Genomic DNA, 24758 nt, shown 5'->3' with positions numbered 1-24758 from the left:
TCTTCTCATGAAGAATCATCTAAAAATAAAGACAAGAAGTTTTAAAAATCCAAAATGTTCACTGTGATAGTAAACAGCTTCGGTGCAACAAAAAGTAAATAAGCAGTAATAAAAAGGTTAGTCGATGAATTTACATGAATATCAAGCTAAAGCGCTATTAAAAAAATATGGTATGCCTGTCCAAGAGGGCGTACTTGCCACCACTCCAGAAGAAGCAGTAAAAGCCTTTGAACAAATAGGCGGAAAATTTGCTGTCATGAAAGCCCAAGTGCATGCGGGTGGTCGTGGTAAGGCAGGTGGCGTAAAAGTTGTAAAGTCAGCAACGGAAGCTGCTGAATATGCAAAAAGCATCATCGGAACTAACCTTGTTACCTATCAAACTGATAGTCATGGCCAACCTGTAAATAGCGTACTTGTCGCGGAAGATGTTTATCCTGTTGAGCGTGAACTGTATTTAGGTGCAGTGGTTGACCGCTCAAGCCGTCGTGTGACCTTTATGGCTTCGACCGAAGGTGGCGTTGAAATTGAAAAGGTTGCTGAAGAAACCCCTGAAAAAATTATCAAAGTTGAAGTCGATCCTTTGGTTGGCTTATTGCCATTTCAAGCACGCGAAGTTGCATTTAAGTTGAACCTTAAAGATGGTCAAGTGAATCAATTTGTGAAAGTCATGTCTGCTGCGTATCAAGCATTCATTGAAAATGACTTTGCTTTATTTGAGATTAACCCGTTATCTGTGCGTGAAAATGGTGACATCCTATGTGTCGATGCCAAAGTGGGGATTGACTCAAACGCGCTGTACCGTTTACCAGAAATTGCTGCGCTACGTGATAAGTCACAGGAAAATGAACGGGAGTTGAAAGCGTCTGAATTTGACCTCAACTACGTCGCGCTTGAAGGCAACATTGGCTGTATGGTCAATGGTGCGGGCCTTGCGATGGCAACCATGGATATTATTAAACTCTATGGCGGCCAACCTGCGAACTTCCTTGATGTTGGCGGTGGTGCAACCAAAGACCGTGTGATTGAAGCATTTAAAATTATTCTGGCAGATACCTCTGTACAAGGGGTGTTGATTAATATCTTCGGTGGAATTGTACGTTGTGACATGATTGCTGAAGCAATTATTGCAGCGGTTCAAGAAGTAAATGTGACCGTACCTGTGGTTGTTCGTTTAGAAGGGAACAATGCTGAATTGGGAGCCAAATTACTTGATGAATCAGGTTTAAAACTTATTTCTGCAAATGGCTTGTCGGATGCCGCAGAAAAAATTGTTGCTGCAGTAAAAGCGTAAGGAGTATCAATATGAGCGTATTAATTAATAAAGACACCAAAGTATTGGTACAAGGTTTTACAGGCAAAAACGGCACGTTCCACTCAGCACAAGCATTGGATTATGGAACTAAAGTTGTTGGTGGGGTAACTCCTGGTAAAGGTGGCACAACCCATTTAGATTTACCTGTATTTAACACGATGAAAGATGCAGTTGCAGGTACAGGCGCAGATGCGACGGTGATTTATGTGCCAGCCCCGTTTGTATTAGATTCAATTATTGAAGCTGTTGACTCAGGTGTTGGACTGATTGTGGTCATCACAGAAGGCGTGCCAACTTTAGACATGCTCAAAGCTAAGCGTTATCTAGAAACTAATGGCAATGGTACCCGTCTGATTGGTCCAAACTGTCCGGGTATTATTACTCCGGGTGAATGTAAGATAGGGATTATGCCGGGTCATATTCACCAACCGGGTAAAATTGGCATTATCTCGCGTTCAGGCACGTTGACTTATGAGGCGGTTGCTCAAACGACGAAACTGGGCTTAGGACAATCGACCTGTATTGGTATTGGGGGCGATCCAATTCCGGGCATGAACCAAATTGATTGTTTGAAACTGTTCCAAGATGATCCACAAACTGAAGCGATTATCATGATTGGTGAGATTGGTGGTACGGCTGAAGAAGAAGCAGCGGAATATATTCAATCGCATGTGACTAAACCTGTTGTGGGTTATATTGCAGGTGTAACAGCACCGAAAGGCAAGCGTATGGGACATGCAGGAGCAATTATTTCTGGTGGTAAAGGTACTGCGGAAGAAAAGTTTGCAGCATTTGAAAAGGCGGGGATGGCCTATACGCGTAGCCCAGCAGAACTGGGTTCAACGATGTTCCAACTTTTAAAGGATAAAGGTTTAGTTTAAGCCTTTTATATTTTAAAGGAAAAAGCCGTATGTCTTAATTGCACATACGGCTTTTTTGTGGAGAGCATATTGGTTTGCCCTAATATATTTCTCTGTATAAAAATAATACGGGGGTTAGAATGTTTAATCTCAGCTGCAAACTATATTTAGCCACATTGAAAAAGCCATATAGGACAAAAGACAAAATGGTTAAATTAGAGCAAGATTTGCTATGTACTTAACAATCTGAGAATTGATAAATATTTGGTGTACACTGTTTATATAGGAGACTATGCTATATTCATAATTAAAATAATTCTTTTGAAGACATAGTATTGTAGATGTTGAAGCCGATTCATTTATTGTTTTGTCGCTGCTTATTCTTGTTCGGATTAGCGATGAATAGCGCTTATGCTGAAAATGAAGATGTCTATTTGCCGGAGTCTTTGAGTGATGATATCTTCCACCATTATCAGCAGTTAGCTGCACAACATGATGAAGAGGAAAACGATTATACATTGATCAATAACGATTTTTATGAGAATGAATATATTCGTGTATTTAACTATTCGGCCTTCAACTCGGATGGTTTGAGCTATAAACTAGGAACAGGGGAGTTTCACAGTTCAGACTTGGATGTACTCAGTATTTCATTCGGGTATGGTATTGAAATTAAAGTCAACAAAAGAAATAATGTGGGATATGAGTACCTTTCAAATTTTCCTTATGATCGTGGGCAATTGATCCGTTTCTTTTGGGTGCGTTTGCACTAAATAGCTTAATTCTATTTATTCATAAAAAGTTTTTTTCATTACTGTTTAGAATGTTTTCACTCATTTGTAAGGTCTAGGATGTTTACATTACTTCTTTGAATTCTCTGATGGCGAGTGAATCGAGTAAAAACGAAGATAACTTAAGTTTTTATAATAGATGATAGGCTTACTGTGCTGAGTGAATTCTTAGGTTTATCGTTTTAAAAGCTGAAATATGTATTTTGTAGAAAGTTGAATATTAAAGTAGATGATAAAAAACGCGACAGATCATCGCGTTTTTTTGCTTGTAAGTCTAACTACTATTGAGCTTTGCTTTGCGGTTTTAAGCTTTGAGTTAAACCATTGATGTCGCCGCCTTGAATCCCCAGTTCATTCATCAAGCTATCGATTAGTGGTGCTTGGGTACGATAGCGTAGCGCACTATTCACCACTTGATCAGACAAAGCAACTTGTGAAGATTCCGTACCATCACCTCCAGTTGTAGCTGAACCGACATTGCCTAAACCATTAACCTGTAGAATTTTGATGTCATCAATGTTTTCCATCGGTTTAACACTTTCACGAATGATCTCAGGGTAAGCATCCGCTGAACCCCATGCCTATTTTTTAATTTGAGTTGGATTTCCAGCGATGTGGTAGTAATTCTTCTATTTGGGTCGCTTTATGCGTCGGCAGCCTTTTCAGCACATCACTGAGATAGGCATACGGATCCAACCCATTCAGCTTTGCTGACTGGATTAAAGTCATGATATTTGCCGCTCGCTGTCCACTGCGCAGCGAACCTGCAAATAGCCAATTCTTACGTCCCAACGCCCAAGGTCGCATCTGGTTTTCCACCCAATTATTATCTATAGGTAGATTGCCATCATCCAGATAGCGGCTTAAGGCTGGCCAACGCTTCAGACTGTAATTGATGGCCTTGGCGGTTGGAGAACTCGATGGCACCGTCAGATAATGTTGGTTGAGCCATTCATACAGTTGTTGCATCACCGGTTGGCTGTGCTGTTGTCGGTATTCGCGGCGGTGTTCTGCTGTACTATCGGTCTTTTTCCTGAGCTCTGCTTCTATCGCATACAGTTTCTGAATCATCAGTAATGCCTGTTCAGCGACCTGACTTTTCCCAGTTACATGCAGTTCATGGAATTTACGACGTGCATGGGCCATGCAGCCCACCTCTATGACCTGGCCTGATTTAAAGCGTGCTTTATAACCACTGTAATCATCACAGACTAGATAACCCTGCCAGCCTTTCAAGAACGCTTCAGCATGCTGGCCTGAACGACTATCCTGAAAGTCATAGATCACCGCCTGAACTGGATTGTACTGTGTAGTGGCATAGGCCCAGACATAACCTTTCTTCGGTTTTTTATCATTCTCACCCATCCGCATAATGGTGACTGGTGTTTCATCGGCATGGATCACCCGCTGTTGCAGCACCACCTCTTTTAAGGCATTGGCCAGAGGCTCCAGTTCTACACCGCAGCGACCTATCCAGTCAGATAACGTTGATCTAGAAAGTTCGATTCCCGCCCGCTGATAGATCAGACGTTGACGGTACAGCGGTAAATGATCGGCATACTTTGATACCAGCACATGGCTGAGCAGTTCAGGTGAAGCAATGCCTTTATCAATCACATAGGCGGGCATCGCTTGCTGAGTCAGGGTGTCACATTGATCACAGACCCATTTGCCACGCACATGCTGTTCCTTGTAGAACTGTGCCGGTCTGAAATGCAGTTTTTCACTGATATCTTCGCCGATACGACGTAACTGGCAGCCACAACTGCATTGGGTTGATGCAGGTTCATGCTCAATACGGATGGTGTGTAGATGATCGGGTAGCAGTCGACGTTTAGGTTTATTGGTTTTGGCTTTCTGTGTCGCTGCATCGGTTTTATCTGCATTCAGCCGCTCCAGTTCCAAATCAACTGCTGCGATATCCTCTTCAACCGCTTCGTCCCACAGATGGATTTGTTTTGCGGTGAGATGTTCGTTTTTACTGCCAAATTTGTGCTGTTTAAATAGTGCGAGCTCATGCTCGTATTTTTGCGTGAGAATGGAAAGATGTTGAACTTTGGCATCCAATTGCTGGTTTGATTTTTCTAATTCTTGATTTGATTGTGCCAGAGACTGATGCTGCATTGCCAACTGTCTGGTAAATTCCAGCAGTTGTTCATGGGTCAGTTGGCTTAAGTCTGGCAGCGTATTCATGACCGCAGTATGCCTGAGGTCATGACGCAGAGGAAATAGAACGTTTGGAGAATAGCAGAATGGACCAGCCTAGTTTAGAGCATCGTCACCACCTGCTGTCGTCCAATGCGCTGCCAAGGTAAACCCTGGATCAGTGCCTGTAACTGTTCCGGACTGATCGCCATGCTTTCACCCTGGTGAACCTGCGCCCAGTGGAATTTTCCCTGTTCCAGCCGCCGGGCACACAGCCAGATGCCCAGTCCATCATGTACCAGCACTTTCATGCGATGGCCACGTTTATTACAGAACAGGTAAGCACAATGCGGTTTGATGTAGCCAAAGGCTCTCACCACCTGAGCCATGGCCGTATCCATACCTGCACGCATGTCCATGGGCTGAGTAGACAACCAGATTTCATCAATGCGGATCATGTTGCAAGTGCCTTGAGTAATTCTGCCAAGGCAGGTATTTCTGATGTCTGCCATTTCAAGCCAATTTCTGCTTTTGAGTGGGGTAAAGTAATTTGAACCGTTAACATGTCAGTAGGAGTAGGATCTAATGGTGCAGAGCAAGATAAGGCAATAAATGCAGGTTTATTCGGTAGTGGTGAGCGATCATTCCCTGGCTTACCATCAATTAAGCGAATCCATTTGGATACAAGATTTGTATTCAATCCATGTTGCAAAGCGACCGAAGCAATTGAAACGTCCGGTGCTTTACAAGCCTGAACGATCTGCTGTTTAAATTCAGCACTGTATGTTCTTCGTTTTTTCGCAAGAGATGCGATGGATGTCTGGTGATTTGTAGTCATAAATTTTAGTCCCCACTTGTTTTTAAGTGGGGACTAAATTAAGGCTTATAGGATGAATTCATAAGGTGTGTTCAGCGGACGCTTACATCTCAGGTAAGTATTTTAACAATGCTAGGCGAATTTGCATTTCGACTTGCTCAGGAGATAAGACGTTGTTGGCCTCATTCACCGCACGTGTACCATCCGCATCGACTTGGTATTGTTTTTCCATTGCTTGAGCCAACAGTATTTTGGCATCCGCTTCACCTTTGGCTTTTAAGCGAGCTTGTTCGGCTTGAGCTTCCGCTGCAATACGAACGGCTTCGGCATCATCAGCAGCGGCTTGTTTGCCTGCTTCAGCTGCAACCGTAATCGCAATCGCATCTTTTTCAGCAGCTTGCTTCGCCGCAACCAACTCAACTGCTTTTTGACGCTCAGCACGCTGGGTTTCACGTACGGTAATCACTTCTTCTTCAGCTTTAACCGCTTCAGCACGGGCACGGTCAGCAGAAGCTTTGGCTTCAGACTCTTCACGTGACTTTTCTGCAATCGCAATGGCACGTGACTGTTCAGCCAGCTCGATGGTTTTCTTTTGTTCAACCTGCGCTTGTTCAATAATTTGTGATTTTTGAATATTTTGGCTTTCCACATCACGTGCTGCACCAATACGCTTTAATTCGACTTCACGCTCAGCTGCAATACGCGCTTCTTCTGCTTCACGCTTTTTCTCAGCTTCTTGTGAGGCAATTTCAGCCAGTTGCTCTGCACGGCGAATTGCAATTTCACGTTCTTGTTGTAGTTTGGCGTATTCCTCTTCGCGGATGATTTGTAGGCGCGCTTGTTCTGCTTCTAAGTTTTTGGTCTTAATGGCAAGGTCAGCGTCTTGCTCGATGTGATTACGTTTACGACGACGGTCTTCAATTGTTTCAGTCAGCTTGGTTAAACCTTCGGCATCGAATGCATTTTGAGGATTAAAGTATTTGAAACCTGTTTGGTCTAAACCTGTTAATGACACAGTTTCAAGTTCTAGACCATTTTTATGTAAGTCTTCGGAAACCACTTGTTGTACTTTTTGCACGAAGTCCACACGTTTTTCATGCAATTCTTCCATCGCCATTTCAGCAGCGACTGCACGCAAGGAATCGACAAACTTACCTTCCACAAGGTTCTTCAACTCATTTGGAGACATGGTTTTTTGTCCCAAAGTCTGCGCGGCCACTGCAATTGATTCTGCTAGTGGCTTCACACGGACATAGAACTCCGCCATGACATCGACGCGCATACGGTCACGGGTAATGAGCGCTTGATCATCAGCACGGCGAACCTCTAAACGTAGCGTGTTCATGTTGACAGGGATAATTTCATGTAATACAGGCAGTACAATTGCACCGCCACCTAAAATAACTTTTTCGCCGCCAAAACCTGTACGTACGAAAGAGATTTCTTTGCTGGAACGACGGTACAGACGGGCAATAATAATGCCGATAATAACCAGAGCTGCAAAGATAATCCCTGCAAGAATAAGAATGTTATAGAAATTGTTGCTGAGCATAAGAGTCCCGATTTTATTTAAAGTTATAAGTGCAGAATGAAAGAATTAAAGTGAAATGGCCTTAAAGCCAATCTTGGTTTTTTGAGTCAAAATGACTTCTTGACCTTGAGAAAAATGAAGGTCTGTTTCAGGTTCAACCAGTACATAATGCGTTTGCCCGAACTGATCTTGAACTCGTGCTTGAGCAGGTGAGTTAACTTTAGCCTCTCCTAAAATAATCAGTGCTGTTCGTCCAATCAGCTCTTCACTGTAAATTGCTGTGGTTTCATCTTGTGGCAAAATTTTAGCAATCAGCATGGCGCTGTAACGAATCATAGGCATTGAAAGTACGAGGCAAAGAGGTGCCATGATCCATGCACTCCAATAGCTCCCGGTCCAAGTTTGAAGAATGGACTGTAGAATAAAGCCACTTAAGCTATACAGGGTGAGGAAGATAATCAGCCAAACCAAGAGAGGAACACGGCCGATAAACAACCAATCCAGCAGGGCATTGAGCCAACCTTGATCGGCATCTAGTGCAATGTCGACGTCTTTAGTACTGCTTAAGTCATCAGGTAGGAATTGGTCAAGTAAGCCTTGTGAACCGCCGCCTAATACCAATAAAATCAATTCGAGCAGTCCCAACAAAAACATCAGACTGAGGCAAATACTAAAAATTAAATTGGATGGGTGAGTAAATAATTCCCACATTCTAAAGGTTCTCTATTTTTATGCTGTTATCAGTTAAGTGTAAATTTTTAAAAAGAATTGTATTGAAATTGGGCTTTAGCATAGCATTCAAAAAACAGAATGTCTAAGTTTGTTGGCACGTAAAGAGAGAGCGGTTTAATTGTGATTTGACAAATTTTAGGCAAAAAAATACGCAATGATTGGGGTATTCATTGCGTAGAACTACGAATCTGTTGTTACACAGTTTCGGTAAAAAGGAGAAATGTTATATCTCAGGGTTAATCTAAGCTATGAACTCATCATGAGGTCTGCGCGTACTTATTTCATGAGTATTCACGTTAATTACTGTAAATTTAGGTTAACAAACGACACTAAATGTCAGTTTTTGAGATGCATGTGGCTTATTCGTGTTTATTTCGCGATTAAAAAAGCCTTTCTCAGTGAGAAAGGCTTTAAAGAAGCGCATTAGTTTAAGAACGGATTAGAAATGAAACACCCCTAAACCTGATTTAACTTCATCTAGAGTCTGTTGAGTGATATCACGACATTTATCTGTACCTGTCTTCAAAATATCCATGATGTAATCAGGATCTTTCGCAAGTTCCATACGGCGTTCACGAATTGGCGTGATCAGCTCTTTCAATACGCCTTCAAGACGTTTTTTCACCGTACCATCGCCTAAACCGCCGCGGCGGTAATGTGCTTTCAGTTCTTCAACTTCTTCTTTGTTTGGATCAAACGCATCTAAATACGTAAATACGATATTACCTTCAACCTGACCTGGGTCTTCAACACGCAGGTGGTTCGGGTCGGTGTACATCGCATTAACAGCTTTTTTAATGTCTTTATCTGTTGCATCCAACACAATAGTATTGCCCAAAGATTTCGACATTTTGGCTTTACCATCAAAGCCGGGTAAACGGCTCATATTGGAAAGGAGCGCTTTACACTCAGGCAGTAATTCCTGACCAATCTGACGATTTAAGCGACGTACGATTTCATTGGTCTGTTCGATCATTGGAATCTGGTCTTCACCTACAGGTACAACAGTTGCTTTAAATGCGGTGATATCTGCCGCTTGCGCAACAGGGTAGCATAAGAAGCCCGCTGGAATATCTCGTTCGAAACCACGCATCTGAATTTCAGACTTGATGGTTGGGTTACGTTCTAAACGAGACACGGTCACAAAGTTGAGATACAACATGGTGAGTTCATTTAGCGCTGGTAAGCTCGACTGCACGCAAATGGTGGTTTTGGTTGGGTCGATCCCGACTGCTAAGTAATCTGTGGCAACTTCAAGAATATTGCGGCGAACTTTTTCAAAGTTATCTGCATTGTCAGTAAAGGCTTGTGCATCGGCCAATAATAAATGCTGATGGTGTGAATCCTGCAAACCCACACGTGAACGTAAAGATCCGACAAAGTGCCCTAAATGAAGTTGTCCCGTTGGACGGTCGCCTGTCAAAATAACAGGACGGTTGTCTTGATTACTCATTATCTATTTCCAAAGTCGTCGTAGCGACATGCTATTTTCAAAGAATGCAGACATTGTACGGCATAATCTTTTTCAATGTCAGTCTTAAAAAAACTGCAGTGAAAAAATTATAAAATCAGTTAAATTTCAAAAAACAAATATTCAAAAGCTTAGATCACAGATTAAAATGTCAGAATTCTCAAGATGGATAAAAATAAATGGCGAGTAGCTTATTAATATTACTAGATGATATTGCCACGATACTAGATGACGTTGCGGTCATGAGCAAAATGGCGGCAAAAAAAACGGCGGGTGTTTTGGGCGATGATTTAGCACTCAATGCACAACAGGTCAGTGGGGTTCGTACTGACCGTGAGCTGCCTGTGGTTTGGGCTGTGGCAAAAGGCTCTTTTGTTAATAAATTGATTTTAGTCCCTGCCGCGCTGTTGATTAGTGTGGTTGCACCGTGGCTGATCACGCCACTGTTAATGATTGGTGGTTTATTTCTATGTTATGAAGGGGTAGAAAAAGTTCTGCACAGTTTGCATCACAAAAAAGCCAAAACCGAAGAAGAAGCCAGCCAAGAATTAACTGCGATTGAAACGGATATGGCGACTTTTGAAAAAGATAAAGTTAAAGGGGCGATTCGTACCGACTTTATTTTGTCGGCAGAAATTGTGGTGATTTCACTGGGGACTGTGGCTGCTGCAACTTTTTCAACCAAAGTCATGGTGTTGTCTGTAATTGCCATTTTAATGACCGTCGGTGTGTATGGTTTTGTGGCGATGATTGTCAAAATTGATGATTTAGGGCTGTATCTAACTCAGCAAGCCTCTTCATTTAAGCAAACTATTGGCCGTGGTTTATTGGCTTTTGCACCAAAACTAATGAAGACCTTAACCATCGTGGGCACTATCGCGATGTTTTTAGTGGGTGGTGGCATTATTTCCCACGGCGTGCCTTTATTGCATCATTTAACTGAAGGTTCAGTGGATTATGCTGAACATATTCCAACTGTGGGAAGCATTGTGGGGGCATTAACCCCAACACTGATTAACTTAGTGATTGGTTTTGTGGCTGGTTTGATTGTATTGGCTATTGTGAGCTTGATTAAAAAAGTTTGGCCGAGCTCAAAAAAGGCATAAACTGGATCGGGTCAGCATGTATTAGAAGAAGGAAGAGTGCTATGCGTTGGAAGGGACGTCGTGTCAGTAGCAATGTCGAGGATCGCCGCGGTGGTGGCGGTGTCAAGGCGGGTGGCATCAGTATTTTAGGGCTGATCGTGGCCTTTGTGGCATGGAAATTTCTAGGAGTGGATCCGCAGCAAGCCTACCAAGCCACTAAACAAGTGACCGCACAAACTGGAGCGGCAGAAATTCAAGGTTTGGATAACCCAACGCCTGATCAGCAGGAAGCGATGGACTTTGTCGGTACGGTACTGGCCGATACTGAAGACACATGGAGTCAAATTTTCCAACAGCAATTGGGACAACAATATGTTCCACCGAAGTTGGTGATGTTTTCAGGGGTGATCAATTCGGGTTGTGGTACTGCTCAGTCTGCAATGGGGCCGTTTTACTGTCCAGCAGATCAGAAGGTTTATATCGACACCGCTTTCTTTAAAGACATGCGAACTCAAATGGGTATTGGCGGGGAGCAAAACCAAACGGAGTTGGCGCGCCAAGATCAAGCGGGTGACTTTGCTCAGGCTTATGTAGTGGCACATGAGGTTGGACATCATATTCAGACCATTTTAGGGATTTCTGAACAAGTGCAAAAGGCTCGTGCACAGGGCTCAAAAGCGCAAGGCAATGTTTTATCGGTACGCCAAGAGTTACAGGCTGACTGTTTAGCGGGGGTATGGGCCCATCATAACAATCAACGGACTCAGTTCTTAGAGCAATGCGATGTTGAAGAAGCAATCGATGCTGCACATAAGATTGGTGATGATTACCTACAAAAGCGGGCAACAGGGCAAGTGGTTCCTGATAGCTTTACCCATGGAACCAGTCAGCAGCGTATGACTTGGTTTGGCACGGGCTTTAAGTCGGGGCAAGTTGAAAGTTGTGATACTTTTAATCAAGCTATTTAAGCCATATAAAAAGAGGCGATTGATCGCCTCTTTTTATTTCAAGCAATTCTTTCTATCGGTTTAAGAACTGCTTAAAGTTTCGAGCAATACGGACACTCACATATAACGCAATACAGGCAAATAACAACACCCCAAACACCACATATTTTAAGTTGCTCATATCCGCACGGTAAAACTGCTGAATTTGCTCAGGCGTATAACGCAATGTTTTAACATCTTGTGTGCGTGTATCGAGATAACTCACTTGCTGAATGTAGTTAAATTGCCCTGCTTTGAGTAGTTCAATCGACTGAATTTGGCGGGTATGTTGCTCATTGTAGTCATCTACACAAATATCAGTTAAATAATGATCACAGCTGAGTTTGGCGATATAACCCTGATTGGCCACATGCAAATAAATATGATCATCGGGAGCTTTATTGTTTGAAAGTAGAACCAGTGTTTGATCGGGACGAGAGTTCATTTTAAAACTTTGGGCTGAGGCAAAAGTTTGCTCAGCCTGTAAAATTTCTTTGGTTTTTGCAAAGCAGGTCAGAAACAACGCAAAGGTGGTCAGGAAAATAATCAGTGCGAAGAACATCCGAAAGATGGTTTTAAAAGTGAATTGCATAGGAGATCAAACTTGGTCAAAGGGAAAGTTCACGCATAAAAAACATGCATATGCCCTATGTTAATTCATCATCAGGAGAAATGTTAAAAAAATTATTTTTTTCGGGCGTTGATGTGAAAAATGATTAAAATATTTCGAGCATCAATGTGTATGAAATGAACTTTTATTCCATATATAAGCACTGAAAGCCGCCATCTCCCCAACCGCCCAATTTGGAAGTTCAATGGGAAATTATTTTTTTCTACAAGTTTTTACCGTTATTTTTGCATTATCCATTGCAACGACTATTTTCAATAAACGCATTTTAGGTTTTCCTCAAGCCATTGGCGTACCCATCGTTTCTGCCATTTTTGTCTTTATTTTACAGTGGGGTGCGAGCCTGTTGAGTGGTAATCAGTTTATTACCATCAATATTCATAACATTGAAGAAGCGGTTCGTCACATTGATTTTTATGACTTTTTAATCAATGGCGTGATTTGCTTCATTTTGACCTCTTCTGCACTGAAGTTCAAAGTCTCAGATTTACGTAGTTATTGGAAACCGATCAGCATTTTAGCCAGTATTGCGTTGGTACTGTGCGCCGTGTTCTTTGGGGTGGTGCTCTACGGTTATCAGTTCATTATTGGGCAGCATGTCGATTTATTGGTGCTTTTGCTGTTGGGGGCTGCATTGGGTGCAACGGACCCGATTGGGATCAAAGGCGTGCTCAGTTCTGTACGCGCACCGCATCACTTAATGGTCAAGCTCGAAGGCGAATCACTGTTTAATGATGCCATGTGTATTGCCTTGTTTATGACGCTCTTAAACGTCTTACAAGGTGAAAACTTTACCGTCATGGGCGTGTTGCAGACCTTGCTCTATGAAATTTTTGTCGCCGTCATTATTGGTTGGGCCTTTGGTTTAGGGATCTTGCGACTACTGCGTGGTAAGCACGAAATGGAGTCTCTCATTTTAACCACAGCACTCTTGGCCTGCGGTTCGTACTTGGTTGCACTGTTTGCCCATGCTTCAGCACCGATTGCTTGCGTCATCGGTGGTTTGATTGTGGGAAACAAATGGAAAGAAATTTTACAAGAGCGCGAAATACGGGAAGTAAACCATTTTTGGCATACGGTTGAAGGGATTATTAACTCGTTCTTATTCACCTTAATTGGCTTGGAACTGTTTATTTTAGATCTCAGCTTTAGTTTGATTTTTGGCGGCATCGTCGCTTTTATTATTCTGCATGCTTCACGTTTTGCAGCGAACTATTTATCTTTTGCCTTTTTTCCCTCTTTCCGTAAGAAAAGCTATAACGGAAGTTTGGCGATATTGTCGTGGGGTGGAGTGCGTGGAGGTATCTCCTTAGCACTGATCTTAGCGGTAGCCAACGTGCCTGAGTTAAGTGAATACAGCAGTATTTTGATTGGTTATACTTTTATCGCTGTGTTGCTTTCAGGTATGGTCTGTGGTCTAGGATTGCCTGCTGTAATGAATGCGTTTTACTACAACCCGAATGAAGAAAAGACAGGTTTTAAAGGTTGGTATCAACGTCTGTGTAATAAAATGAACCGTAAAGGTTTCAAGTACATTATTGGTGAAGATGCACAGGGCTATGAAACCATTATTGTCTATCAACCTGAAGCATTGATTGATGTTAAAGCAGATGATGGCATTGCCGCGGTGCATAACCCTGAGCGATTTCAGGAAGTGAAACGTCTGGAAAGTCCTGATAACTTTTAGTGATTTACTCAACTAAAAAGCCCCTGTATTGGGGCTTTTTAGAATGAATGAGAGGGTTTATTTGAATCATATAACGATGTCATTATGGAATAATTAGAACAGGGCACATTTGAAATGGCAGAATCGATAGTCAAAGAACTTGCACCGATGATTTTTCAGGTGATCGCTCAGATTCCTTATGGGCGAGTAGCCAGTTATGGACAAATTGCACGTTTAGCAGGCATCCCAAAACATTCGCGTTTGGTGGGCTATGTGCTGAAACATATGGATGCAGATAGTAGTTTACCTTGGTATCGGGTAATCAACTCCCAAGGGAAAATTAGCCTAAGTAAACTGAATGATCAGGGACAGAACATTCAAGCACAGTTACTTCTGGCGGAAGGTATTTTAGTGATTGGGGGAAAAGTAAAAATGAAAGAGTTTCAGTGGAATATTTAAAATAGAAATGCTCTACCTCCGTGGAAGTAGAGCACTCGATGTATTACTGACGAACAACTAAAACAGGAATGTGCGCTTCACCTAAAACACTTTGTGCAACACTGCCTAGGAATAAACGTTTTAAACCTGTGCGGCCATGAGAGCCTATGACAATCAGGTCTGCTTTAGATGTTTCAGCTTCTCTGATAATTTCACGGTGTACGACCTGACCTTCAAGTAGTTTTGCTTCAACTGGAATACCCAGATCGCTAAATTTAGCCGCAGCTTCTTCAAGTGTTTTCAAAACTGAAGTACGCGCACGTTCAATTAAGTCATTGGTTTGAGTTGCAGAAATGTATTCAGCTGCAATGTAAGGGTCAAGTGCAAGCACTTGAACGACTGTAATTTTACCGCCAAATGCTTTAGCAAGTTCAGCCGCCTGAGCAACTGCTGTATATGATGTTTCTGAACCGTCTACAGGGACTAAAATGTTTTGGTATGCCATGGTTGTTTCTCCTTATTATCAACTGATTATACGTGCAGATTTCTGTTCCAATGTATCACGGGTTAAATACAGCTTATACCTTGATATTAGCTGTATTTTTTAAAGAATAAAACCTAGTAAATTCATATGGATATTTGCATATGAAATGCTAATTTCTCACTTCTAAATTAGCACAAAAGCGTGTGAATAATAATCAATTTAACACTAAAGTTGAATGTAAATGTAGCGTTTAAGAAACATAGGCTTTGTCTAAAAAATAGCTTATATTTATGAATGGCTTACTACTTTATAAATACGATGACAGATACGAATCAATTGAATTGGCAACGGACAAATTTAGAGAATATAGAAACAGCTTGGGAAGGTGACCTTAGGGATCGTAAGCGTTTGTGTATTCAACTGACGAGTTATGTTGATCGTTTGCAGTGTGGAGCTGTCTTATTATAGGGTAAAGGAATGTAATGTTTATACCAAAACTGAATGAATAAGCTGATTTTAATAATACTGTACAGAAATTGGATTGAGAAGATTTGATGTTTGAAACTCGTGAAAGATTAATAAGTGATTGGAAAAATGATGGTATTAAAGTGATTGAGGAGTCAATATGGAGCTCTTCAATTCAATTGGAAAACTTACCTAGAATTAGAGAGTTTCTATCATTCAATAGCTTTAAATATGTTGATATTAGTATTGTTAGACCACTCAATAATCATACTAAAAGGATGAAATTTAGAACTCATTATGATGAGAGTGGTCAATGTTTTAGTACAAATTATGATATTTCTATTCCTACTAAAAGTAATAATTTAAAGTTAACTGTCGGATTAGAAAAAGAAGTAAAAAATCAAGAATATCAAGATAAAACGACTCGTATAATTAATGCTTTGAGAACAATATTTGGCTTACCTATTGCACGTGAATTAATGTTTGTTACACATTTTAATAGTGAAAACCTCCTAACCGCTGGAGTTAGCTCTGAATTAGGATACGCTTCACCTTTTGATACTCAAAGTTTAAATTTTTATGATGAAATTGAATTTTCAAAATTGAGAAATGTACCAATTGACGCTTTAATATTATTGGATAAAGCATTTCAGCAAAAATTTCCGAAAGAGCGTTTTATCTTAATGTGGGTTTCATTTGAAGCCATTATTAATTCTATTTATTTATCTGATAATAATGGCAATAAAAGAGTTAAATATTTTAAGGAAGAATTAAAGTCTAATATAGTAAATGATGAGGTTTATCGCTTGTTTAAATTAAGATGTGCAGTTTTTAAAGAAAGTAAGTTTGAACACGAACAATTTGATGAGGAAAATTGGTCACTATACACAGCAGTACAATTAGCGATGATGGAAGATTGTCCTCAAAGAACAGCATTTTTAAGAGGATATGAGCAAATAATTATTAAAAAATCATAGATTTTCAATATATTGACCTAATTGTGTAACATCATCTGTCTGTAACTGCTCACGCATTTTTAAAATCTGCTTTTCATCTAAGTCGTATAATTTAAGGGAAAGCAGTTTTTCTATATCTGCTTCGGGAAAGCGATGCTTAATAATCTTGGCAGGTACACCACCCACAACGGCATAGGGTGGAACATCTTTGGTCACGACAGCGCCTGTTGCCACTACTGCGCCTTCACCTAACTGCACACCTTGCATAATCATGGCACGTGAACCAATCCAACAGCCATCCCCAATGATGGTATTACCTGCGGGCACAAAACTACGTGTATCAAAGGGAAAAGCTGAAATCCAGTCAGTACGATGTAGTTGGTTACCACCCATCATAATGACGCATTCTGCGCCAAAACAAACGAAGTTACCGATATAGAGCTGATCAATCGGTTTGTCGGTTGTAGAAGGCTTATCATGTAAATAACGCACGACACAACGTTCAAAACCTTGATCCCAATATGCTGAATAGTAGGAGTAATTCCCTTTAATGTGAATATTCGGATTTTTCACCGTTTTAGAGATGAACTCAAACTCACACCAGTGTTTGACAGGAGAATTAATCAGGGGTTCAGACATAAAAAGATAGCATTGGAGAGTGTGAGAAATTATAACAAATAAAACGCTTCGTTTGAAAAAGAGGGGAAATGGATTCCTTAAATCTATCTCATTCTTGGAGTGAAATTTCCCACGTGCATAAGGAGAGGGCTGGGAAGAGCTATTTGGGAAAATATAAAAACAAAAAACCCCTCAATCGAGGGGTTTCTACAGCCGTAAATATCAAAGAACCTTAGATATATGCAACTTTTACAATTTCGTATTCAACTTCACCCTGAGGGGTTTGAATTTTTACTTCGTCGCCTTCGCTTTTGCCCAAAAGGCCACGTGCGATAGGAGAGTTCACTGAAATTTTATTGATTTTAAAATCAGCTTCGTCGTCACCCACGATCATATAGGTCTTTTGTTCTTCGGTGTCTAAGTTTTCGATAGTGACTGTCACCCCAAAAACTACGCGACCGTTCTGTTCAAGTTCTTTGACATCGATAACTTGAGCCGCACCCAATTTACCTTCGATGTCTTGAACACGACCTTCACAGAAACCTTGTTGCTCACGTGCAGCATGGTATTCCGCATTTTCTTTTAAATCCCCGTGCTCACGTGCTTCAGCAATTGCTGCAATAATACGTGGACGTTCAATACTTTTTAATTGATGTAATTCTTTCTCTAAGGCTAATTTGCCTTGGGGAGTCATAGGATAACGTTGCATTGTTGTCCCTCAAGTCTGTGAGTGTAAAAAATATAGGTTTATAAATGAAAAAAGCCCGCCACCGAGAGGTGACGGGACTTCTCGGTAAACGAATTAACCTACAGTTTGTAAATCTTGCAAACGGTATACATCCATTGGCAATTGAATCGCAAAAGCTTGGCATACAGCATCAGCACCGTTCAAGGTCGTAGTGTTATACACTTTCGCTTGAAGCGCTGAACGACGAATCGAGAACGAATCTTGTTGAGCTTGTTTGCCTTCAGTTGTATTGATAATGAGGTGAACTTCGCCATTTTTCAAGCGGTCCACGATATTAGGACGGCCTTCAGTGACTTTATTTACACGTTCACACTCAATACCTGCAGCTTTAATGAACTCATAAGTACCGCCAGTCGCAAGTACTTTGAAGCCAAAGCCTACCAGTTGCTTAGCAATACCAACAGCACGAGGCTTGTCTGAATCACGCACAGAGATAAATGCATGCTTCACTTCGCCTTCTGTAGGAAGACCCGGTACGCGTTCATTTGAGCCTAACACAGCTTTGTAGAATGCTTCACCAAATGTTTTACCTACACCCATTACTTCGCCTGTAGATTTCATCTCAGGGCCAAGAATAGGGTCAACACCCGGGAATTTGTTGAATGGGAACACCGCTTCTTTTACAGAGAAGTGAGTCGGGATGATTTCTTTAGTGAATCCTTGAGATTCTAAAGACTGACCCGCCATACAACGCGCAGCAACTTTCGCTAAAGACTCACCAATACATTTAGAAACGAATGGCACAGTACGAGACGCACGTGGGTTCACTTCTAGGATGTAAACGTCTTCGCCTTTCACAGCAAACTGTACGTTCATCAAGCCAACAACGCCAAGCTCTTTTGCCATAGCAACGGTTTGACGACGCATTTCGTCTTGAATTTCGTCAGAGAGCGAATATGGAGGAATTGAACATGCTGAGTCACCTGAGTGAATCCCTGCTTGTTCAATATGCTGCATAATACCGCCAATCACAACGTCTTTACCGTCAGATACACAGTCTACGTCAACTTCGATCGCATCATCTAAGAAACGGTCAAGAAGAACAGGCGCTTCATTTGATGCTTGTACCGCATCACGTAAGTAGCGCTTAAGTTCGTCGTCGTTGTATACGATTTCCATCGCACGACCACCGAGTACATAAGAAGGACGTACCACAAGTGGGTAGCCTACTTTCGATGCTTCCGCCATACCTTCTTCAGCAGATTTTACAATGCTGTTGTTTGGCTGACGAAGTTGAAGACGTTGAATCATTTGTTGGAAACGTTCACGGTCTTCTGCACGGTCAATTGCATCTGGTGATGTACCGATAATTGGCGCACCTGCTTCTTCTAAAGCACGAGCCAATTTAAGCGGAGTTTGACCACCGTACTGCACGATAATGCCTTTTGGCTTTTCAGTACGTACGATTTCAAGTACATCTTCCAAAGTGATTGGTTCGAAGTACAAACGATCAGACGTGTCGTAATCCGTTGAAACTGTTTCAGGGTTACAGTTCACCATGATGGTTTCATAGCCATCTTCACGCATTGCAAGCGCCGCGTGTACACAGCAGTAATCGAATTCGATCCCTTGACCAATACGGTTAGGACCACCACCGATCACCATGATCTTATCTTTATCAGATGGGTTTGATTCACACTCATCATCGTAAGTTGAATACATGTATGCAGTGTCAGATTCGAATTCTGCTGCACAAGTATCCACACGTTTGTAAACTGGCGTTACGCCCAAGTTCCAACGGTGCTTACGGAATTGTTTTTGTGAAATACCCATCAAGTTCGCGATGCGAAGGTCAGATAAACCTTTACGTTTGAACGAACGAATGTTGTCTGCGTTTAGATCACCAAAACCTAAAGTTTTGATTTCATTTTCAGTTTTGATGATGTCTTCGATTTGGATCAAGAACCATTTATCGATTTTCGTCGCTTGGAACACATCTTCTAACGTGAAACCATGACGGAATGCATCAGCCACATACCAAATACGCTCTGGACCCGGAACTTTAAGTTCAACCAAGATCTTTTCTTTCGCGCCTTCAGTACCTACAGCGATTTTTTCATCAAAACCACACGCACCCACTTCAAGACCACGAAGCGCTTTGTTTACAGACTCTTGGAAGTTACGACCAATGGCCATTACTTCACCCACAGATTTCATCTGTGTGGTCAGTGTTGCATCTGCTTGTGGGAATTTTTCGAAGTTGAAACGTGGAATTTTTGTTACCACGTAGTCAATTGCAGGTTCGAACGAAGCAGGAGTCGTTCCGCCTGTGATGTCATTTTTTAATTCATCAAGGGTATAACCAACTGCTAGTTTCGCGGCAATTTTTGCAATCGGGAAACCCGTTGCTTTTGATGCAAGGGCAGATGAGCGCGATACACGCGGGTTCATCTCGATGATCACCATACGGCCAGTATCTGGGCAAATACCGAACTGAACGTTAGAACCACCTGTCTCAACACCAATTTCACGAAGAACTGCTAAAGATGCATTACGCATCAATTGATATTCTTTGTCTGTCAATGTTTGTGCAGGCGCAACAGTGATTGAGTCACCTGTGTGCACGCCCATTGGGTCAAAGTTTTCGATCGCACAAACGATAATACAGTTGTCGTTTTTGTCACGAACAACTTCCATCTCGTATTCTTTCCAACCAATTAAAGATTCATCAATCAATAATTGTTTGGTTGGAGAAAGATCGAAACCGCGTTCACAGATTTCAAGGAATTCTTCTTTGTTATAAGCGATACCGCCACCTGAACCACCCATCGTGAATGACGGACGGATAATCACAGGGAAGCCGAAGCGTGCTTGAATCTCTAAAGCTTCTTCCATGTTTTCAGCAATCGCAGCTTTTGGACATTCAAGACCAATTTTACGCATTGCTTCATCAAACAGTTTACGGTCTTCAGCTTTTTCAATTGCTTCTTTGGTCGCACCGATCAATTCAACATTGTATTTTTCTAAAATACCGTTGGCATCAAGTGCAAGTGCACAGTTCAATGCTGTTTGACCACCCATTGTAGGAAGGACAGCATCTGGACGCTCTTTTTCAATGATTTGTGCAACAGTCTGCCAAGTGATTGGCTCGATATATGTTGCGTCTGCCATCGCAGGGTCGGTCATAATGGTGGCTGGGTTAGAGTTCACCAAAATAACACGGTAGCCTTCTTCACGAAGAGCTTTACACGCTTGCGCACCTGAGTAGTCAAACTCACATGCCTGTCCGATGACAATCGGACCTGCACCAATAATTAAGATACTTTTAATGTCTGTACGTTTAGCCATGATCGCTTCCTTAATTACTTCTTAGATGCTTCGATAAGTTCGATGAAATGATCGAACAATGGTGCGCAGTCATGCGGACCAGGGCTTGCTTCAGGGTGACCTTGGAAGCTGAACGCTGGTTTGTCTGTACGATGAATCCCTTGAAGAGTTTGATCGAACAAAGACTTGTGCGTAGCTTTCAAGTTTGCAGGAAGTGTTTCTGCATCCACTGCGAAGCCGTGGTTTTGAGAAGTAATCATCACTGTGCCTGTTTCCATGTTTTGAACAGGGTGGTTAGCACCGTGGTGACCATGCGGCATTTTCACTGTTTTTGCACCTGAGGCAAGTGCAAGAATTTGGTGACCCAAGCAAATACCAAAGACGGGTAGGTTGCGAGCGTCTTCTACAATTGTTTTTACAGCTTCAATTGCGTAGTCACATGCAGCTGGATCGCCAGGGCCGTTCGATAAGAACACGCCATCTGGATTCAATGCAAGCACGTCAGCAGCAGGAGTTTGTGCAGGCACGACAGTGAGTTTACAACCGCGGTCTGCAAGCATACGTAAGATGTTGGTTTTGACACCGTAGTCGTATGCAACAACATGGAATTTAAGTTCAGGTTGTGTGAAGCCTTTGCCTAATACCCAAGAACCTTCTGTCCATTCGAAACCAGTTGGGTCACAGCATTCTTTCGCTAGGTCTAAACCATTTAAACCACCGAATGCGCGTGCTTTTTCTAAAGCCTGCTCTTCAGTAATATTTTCACCAGCAAGGATGCAACCATTTTGCGCACCTTTGTCACGCAAAATACGGGTTAATTTACGCGTATCAATATCTGCAATTGCGACAACATTATGTTCTTTTAAGTATTCGCTTAAAGATTGCGTTGATCGGAAGTTGCTATGCAATAAAGGTAGGTCACGAATAATTAATCCGTTGGCCCACACTTTATGAATTCGACCTGACTCAGCGTCTTCATCATTACAACCTGTGTTACCGATATGAGGGTAAGTTAAAGTCACAAGTTGCTGTGCATAACTCGGGTCAGTCAAAATTTCTTGATAGCCAGTCATGGCAGTGTTGAAAACGACTTCACCAGTCGTACTACCCGATGCACCAATAGACGTTCCTTTAAAGATCGTACCATCGGCAAGGGCTAAAATTGCTGGGGTGCTCAAACCAAAGCTCCTGAAATTTAGGCTGTAAAAAAGCGAGTAGACGAAAAAAAAGGAAGGCTATCTAAAAACCTACCCTCCCTATGTCTGCTCGCTTGAACTTAACATGGCACTATACGCAACTTCACTAACAAAGTCCATGCCAATAAGATGGAATTAACAAGATAAAGTGCTTTTATTTTGTAGCGGATGCTGTTTCTAAGTTTTGTAAAGAAAAATGTAACAACAAATAATTGTCTAACAAATCAAAATCTAAATTTTATCAAATCACGCTAAGCTGTCGCTGTGTATATAACAACAGGAATAACATCATGACTGAACAAGACAAAGTGACGAAACCAAAGCCAGCGTTGAAAGAAGTTGTTGCAGAAAGCACTGAAAAGCTTGAGCAAGTGGCGAAAGAAGCAACAGAGCAGGTCACTGAAGCGGTAGTTGAAAGCAAAGAAAAGCTTGAAGCTGAAGCGAAGCAGTTAAATGCCAGTGTGCAAGAGCAACTCCGCCAGTTTAAACAAGATCTTTTACTGCGCTTAGAAACCATTAAAGGGCAGTTATCGAACTCTCAAAAAGACTTAACTGAACTAAAAGAGTTTGTTAAAACTGAGTTTACTGCTGTTTTAGATGACTTGACCAAACTAGGTAAAGAGTTAAAAGGTGATGTCAGCGAAATTTCAGTAAAACATAAAGATCAGTTGACTGAAACTTTCAAACGTTCAAAAGAAAATACCTTAGATGCATGGAATAAGGTTTCAAGCAAGTAATCTCGCTGTATGAGGCTCAAGCTTAAGTGCATAAAAAAGTGAGGTCATGGCCTCACTTTTTTATTGCGCTAGTTTATTTGTCTGGATTAAAACTGATGCAACCAATCACGTTTATTGTGAAAGTCAGCTTGTTGACCACTATGCTGCATGGCATAGAACTGTTGACCTTGTGAGGTATTCAACACCGCGGATAAACCTAGATATAGGTCAGCCCATTTCAGTTTGTGTTGTAGCATAAACTCAGACAGATCAATGCTGACATTTAAACCATAGTGGGTGCGCTTCAATTGATTGAGTTCAATATCGTAAGCGATCTGTGGCGGCATATCTTCAGGATAACGATATTCCTCAAACTGATAGGCCTGCCAAGCTTGCGAAGGGGAGAGATTGATCTCGCGATAATAATCTTCGCCTTTTACCCCGATAAAGACTTCAAAACAGGTGCTTTCCCATAAAAAGTCTTGACGAGGATTTGCATTCACGACTTCGGGCCAGTGCATGTACAAATTGGGATCGCGTAACCAAAAGCCGATATTGAGAGCATATGGGCTTTGTTGTTCAATCGCACCAACAAGCGAAATAGCTTGAAAGCGACGATCAAATGCACTGAGTTCGTAACTTGCCATAAAAAACTACAATTATTTTGCTGCGTGAGCGAAACGAACTAAATTAGACAATTTGGCATTTTGTTTCGCCGCTTTTTTGTAAAGCAACACAATTTTACCAATGGTCTGTACAATTTCTGCACCTGTAGTTGAGGCAATTTCTGCAATGATTGCAGCGCGCTCTTCACGGTCTTCACCCGCGATTTTGACTTTAATCAATTCGTGGTCGTTTAAAGCACGTAAAATTTCTTCAACGACATTTTCAGTCAGACCTGAACCGCCAAGCATTACCACAGGGTTTAAAGCATGACCGATTTGACGCAAACGCTTGCGTTCCTGAATGGATAAAGTCGCCATAAAGATAACCTAATTTTAAAAACGGCTTAGTATAACAAACTGCGAAATTAAACGCTTTATATTCTGTGGAAATAATCGATTTAGATAATAGAAAAAAACAACTAAAACCCAAGATTTGGATACAGATGTATACTGCAAGCCTAGAGAATTTAACGTACAATTAAGTTTAAGAAATTTTAATGTTTTAGAGAGATATGGCAACACGCATTACCAACCAAAAGTTATCCAAAAGTAGCCGTGCGTGGATGAGAGAGCACCTTGATGATCATTTTGTGAAAAAAGCGCAAAAAGAAGGTTATCGAGCACGTGCAGCTTATAAGTTACTTGAAATTCAAGAAAAATATAACATCATTCGTCCTGGCATGACCGTGGTTGACTTGGGTGCTGCACCTGGAAGTTGGTCACAAATTGCAGGAAAGCTGGTCGGTGATCGAGGATTAGTGGTTGCATCTGACATTTTGGAAATGGATGCACTTCCAGATGTGACCTTCTTGCAAGGTGACTTCCGTGAGCAAGAAGTATTCGATAAATTGTTAAATATTTTAGATGGACGTAAAGTAGACGTTGTAATTTCAGATATGGCCCCCAATACTTCAGGTAACAAGGCTGTAGATCAACCTCGCCAGATTTACCTCTGTGAATTGGCCATCGATTTTGCTACGAAAGTGCTCGGTCCAAATGGTCAATTTGTTGTAAAGGTATTCCAAGGTACAGGCTTTGACGAGTTCCGTAAGCAAGTAGTCGACAACTTTGATGTGTTAAAGACAGTAAAACCTGCTGCATCACGTGCCCGATCTAAGGAAGTATTCTTAGTTGGGCAAGGCCGTAAGAAGGCTTTCAAATAAAGTTTACTTGCCAAGTCG

General features: G+C 41.6%; 23 protein-coding genes and 3 pseudogenes. 11 read left to right on the top strand and 15 right to left on the bottom strand.

Annotation, left to right across the window (positions count from 1 at the left end):
- Positions 1–124 precede the first annotated feature (124 nt).
- The 3 genes from sucC (at position 125) to HUK62_RS13535 (ending at position 2945) form a co-directional block, all read left to right on the top strand.
- Positions 125–1291, top strand: coding sequence for an ADP-forming succinate--CoA ligase subunit beta (gene sucC, locus HUK62_RS13545; protein ID WP_005400414.1), 1167 nt, complete (start codon positions 125–127; stop codon positions 1289–1291).
- 11 nt (positions 1292–1302) lie between these two features.
- Complete coding sequence (gene sucD, locus HUK62_RS13540) at positions 1303–2193, top strand: succinate--CoA ligase subunit alpha (RefSeq protein ID WP_176538119.1); 891 nt, start codon at positions 1303–1305, stop codon at positions 2191–2193.
- Positions 2194–2570: 377 nt separating this feature from the next.
- A complete protein-coding gene (locus HUK62_RS13535; protein WP_228723701.1) occupies positions 2571–2945 on the top strand; it encodes a hypothetical protein in 375 nt (124 codons plus the stop codon).
- Positions 2946–3244: 299 nt separating this feature from the next.
- Here HUK62_RS13535 and HUK62_RS13530 read toward each other — a convergent pair.
- From HUK62_RS13530 to trpS, 7 genes and pseudogenes are all read right to left on the bottom strand, one after another.
- A pseudogene (locus tag HUK62_RS13530) lies at positions 3245–3576 on the bottom strand (flotillin domain-containing protein); the annotation flags it as partial.
- Positions 3552–5156 (bottom strand): IS66 family transposase, encoded by a 1605-nt coding sequence (locus tag HUK62_RS13525; protein ID WP_176538117.1) that lies wholly within the window; start codon positions 5154–5156, stop codon positions 3552–3554. The pseudogene HUK62_RS13530 and the gene HUK62_RS13525, both read right to left, overlap by 25 nt.
- Before the next feature lie 74 nt (positions 5157–5230).
- On the bottom strand, positions 5231–5566 hold the full coding sequence (gene tnpB / locus HUK62_RS13520) for an IS66 family insertion sequence element accessory protein TnpB (RefSeq protein ID WP_171488378.1): 336 nt from the start codon (positions 5564–5566) through the stop codon (positions 5231–5233).
- A complete protein-coding gene (locus HUK62_RS13515) occupies positions 5563–5946 on the bottom strand; it encodes a transposase (RefSeq protein WP_034589178.1) in 384 nt (127 codons plus the stop codon). The genes tnpB and HUK62_RS13515 overlap by 4 nt, the downstream gene beginning before the upstream one ends.
- Before the next feature lie 85 nt (positions 5947–6031).
- Positions 6032–7477 (bottom strand): annotated as a pseudogene (locus HUK62_RS13510) (SPFH domain-containing protein); the annotation flags it as partial.
- Positions 7478–7522: 45 nt separating this feature from the next.
- Complete coding sequence (locus HUK62_RS13505; RefSeq protein ID WP_176538116.1) at positions 7523–8167, bottom strand: YqiJ family protein; 645 nt, start codon at positions 8165–8167, stop codon at positions 7523–7525.
- A gap of 460 nt (positions 8168–8627) precedes the next feature.
- Positions 8628–9641, bottom strand: a complete 1014-nt coding sequence (gene trpS, locus HUK62_RS13500; RefSeq protein ID WP_004695576.1) for a tryptophan--tRNA ligase — start codon at positions 9639–9641, stop codon at positions 8628–8630.
- Positions 9642–9838: 197 nt separating this feature from the next.
- On the opposite strand from trpS, the gene HUK62_RS13495 reads away from it, so the two are divergent.
- Both HUK62_RS13495 and HUK62_RS13490 read left to right on the top strand, forming a co-directional pair.
- Entirely contained in the window at positions 9839–10765 is a 927-nt protein-coding gene (locus tag HUK62_RS13495; protein ID WP_176538115.1) for a DUF808 domain-containing protein, read from the top strand.
- A 41-nt stretch (positions 10766–10806) separates the two neighbouring features.
- The gene (locus tag HUK62_RS13490; protein WP_176538114.1) at positions 10807–11712 is read left to right on the top strand and encodes a neutral zinc metallopeptidase; all 906 of its coding nucleotides are present in this window, start codon (positions 10807–10809) and stop codon (positions 11710–11712) included.
- Positions 11713–11764: 52 nt separating this feature from the next.
- Here the strand turns inward: HUK62_RS13490 and HUK62_RS13485 are convergent, their stop codons facing one another.
- Entirely contained in the window at positions 11765–12322 is a 558-nt protein-coding gene (locus HUK62_RS13485; protein ID WP_078425319.1) for a hypothetical protein, read from the bottom strand.
- Between the two features lie 223 nt (positions 12323–12545).
- Here HUK62_RS13485 and HUK62_RS13480 point away from each other — a divergent pair, with 223 nt between their 5' ends.
- On the top strand, positions 12546–14045 hold the full coding sequence (locus tag HUK62_RS13480) for a cation:proton antiporter (protein ID WP_176538113.1): 1500 nt from the start codon (positions 12546–12548) through the stop codon (positions 14043–14045).
- A gap of 114 nt (positions 14046–14159) precedes the next feature.
- Positions 14160–14483, top strand: a complete 324-nt coding sequence (locus tag HUK62_RS13475; RefSeq protein WP_176538112.1) for an MGMT family protein — start codon at positions 14160–14162, stop codon at positions 14481–14483.
- 43 nt (positions 14484–14526) lie between these two features.
- On the opposite strand, the gene HUK62_RS13470 is transcribed toward HUK62_RS13475, so the two are convergent.
- Positions 14527–14967, bottom strand: coding sequence for a universal stress protein (locus HUK62_RS13470; protein ID WP_176538111.1), 441 nt, complete (start codon positions 14965–14967; stop codon positions 14527–14529).
- Between the two features lie 297 nt (positions 14968–15264).
- On the opposite strand from HUK62_RS13470, the pseudogene HUK62_RS19095 reads away from it, so the two are divergent.
- Positions 15265–15408, top strand: a pseudogene (locus HUK62_RS19095) (P-loop ATPase); the annotation flags it as partial.
- Between the two features lie 92 nt (positions 15409–15500).
- Entirely contained in the window at positions 15501–16388 is an 888-nt protein-coding gene (locus HUK62_RS13465) for a hypothetical protein (RefSeq protein WP_176538110.1), read from the top strand.
- Here HUK62_RS13465 and HUK62_RS13460 read toward each other — a convergent pair.
- From HUK62_RS13460 to carA, 4 genes are all read right to left on the bottom strand, one after another.
- Positions 16383–17006, bottom strand: coding sequence for a CatB-related O-acetyltransferase (locus HUK62_RS13460; protein ID WP_176538109.1), 624 nt, complete (start codon positions 17004–17006; stop codon positions 16383–16385). The genes HUK62_RS13465 and HUK62_RS13460 overlap by 6 nt on opposite strands.
- Before the next feature lie 211 nt (positions 17007–17217).
- Complete coding sequence (gene greA, locus HUK62_RS13455; protein WP_004695598.1) at positions 17218–17694, bottom strand: transcription elongation factor GreA; 477 nt, start codon at positions 17692–17694, stop codon at positions 17218–17220.
- A 93-nt stretch (positions 17695–17787) separates the two neighbouring features.
- The gene (gene carB, locus HUK62_RS13450) at positions 17788–21021 is read right to left on the bottom strand and encodes a carbamoyl-phosphate synthase large subunit (protein ID WP_176538108.1); all 3234 of its coding nucleotides are present in this window, start codon (positions 21019–21021) and stop codon (positions 17788–17790) included.
- A 14-nt stretch (positions 21022–21035) separates the two neighbouring features.
- Entirely contained in the window at positions 21036–22178 is a 1143-nt protein-coding gene (carA, locus tag HUK62_RS13445; RefSeq protein ID WP_176538107.1) for a glutamine-hydrolyzing carbamoyl-phosphate synthase small subunit, read from the bottom strand.
- Positions 22179–22486: 308 nt separating this feature from the next.
- Here carA and HUK62_RS13440 point away from each other — a divergent pair, with 308 nt between their 5' ends.
- Positions 22487–22933: a hypothetical protein gene (locus tag HUK62_RS13440; RefSeq protein WP_176538106.1), complete on the top strand. Its 447-nt coding sequence runs from the start codon at positions 22487–22489 to the stop codon at positions 22931–22933.
- Between the two features lie 86 nt (positions 22934–23019).
- Here HUK62_RS13440 and HUK62_RS13435 read toward each other — a convergent pair whose 3' ends face one another.
- Together HUK62_RS13435 and yhbY are read right to left on the bottom strand one after the other, a co-directional pair.
- Positions 23020–23559: a DOMON-like domain-containing protein gene (locus tag HUK62_RS13435; RefSeq protein ID WP_176538105.1), complete on the bottom strand. Its 540-nt coding sequence runs from the start codon at positions 23557–23559 to the stop codon at positions 23020–23022.
- Positions 23560–23571: 12 nt separating this feature from the next.
- A complete protein-coding gene (yhbY, locus tag HUK62_RS13430; protein WP_176538104.1) occupies positions 23572–23895 on the bottom strand; it encodes a ribosome assembly RNA-binding protein YhbY in 324 nt (107 codons plus the stop codon).
- Between the two features lie 194 nt (positions 23896–24089).
- On the opposite strand from yhbY, the gene rlmE reads away from it, so the two are divergent.
- Entirely contained in the window at positions 24090–24740 is a 651-nt protein-coding gene (gene rlmE / locus HUK62_RS13425; protein WP_004695608.1) for a 23S rRNA (uridine(2552)-2'-O)-methyltransferase RlmE, read from the top strand.
- Positions 24741–24758 lie beyond the last annotated feature (18 nt).

The sequence above is a fragment of the Acinetobacter sp. NEB 394 genome (assembly GCF_013374795.1).
Lineage (GTDB): Bacteria > Pseudomonadota > Gammaproteobacteria > Pseudomonadales > Moraxellaceae > Acinetobacter > Acinetobacter johnsonii.
The sequence above is the reverse complement of the archived record's forward strand: the minus strand, read 5'-3'. Positions and strand labels throughout refer to the sequence as shown.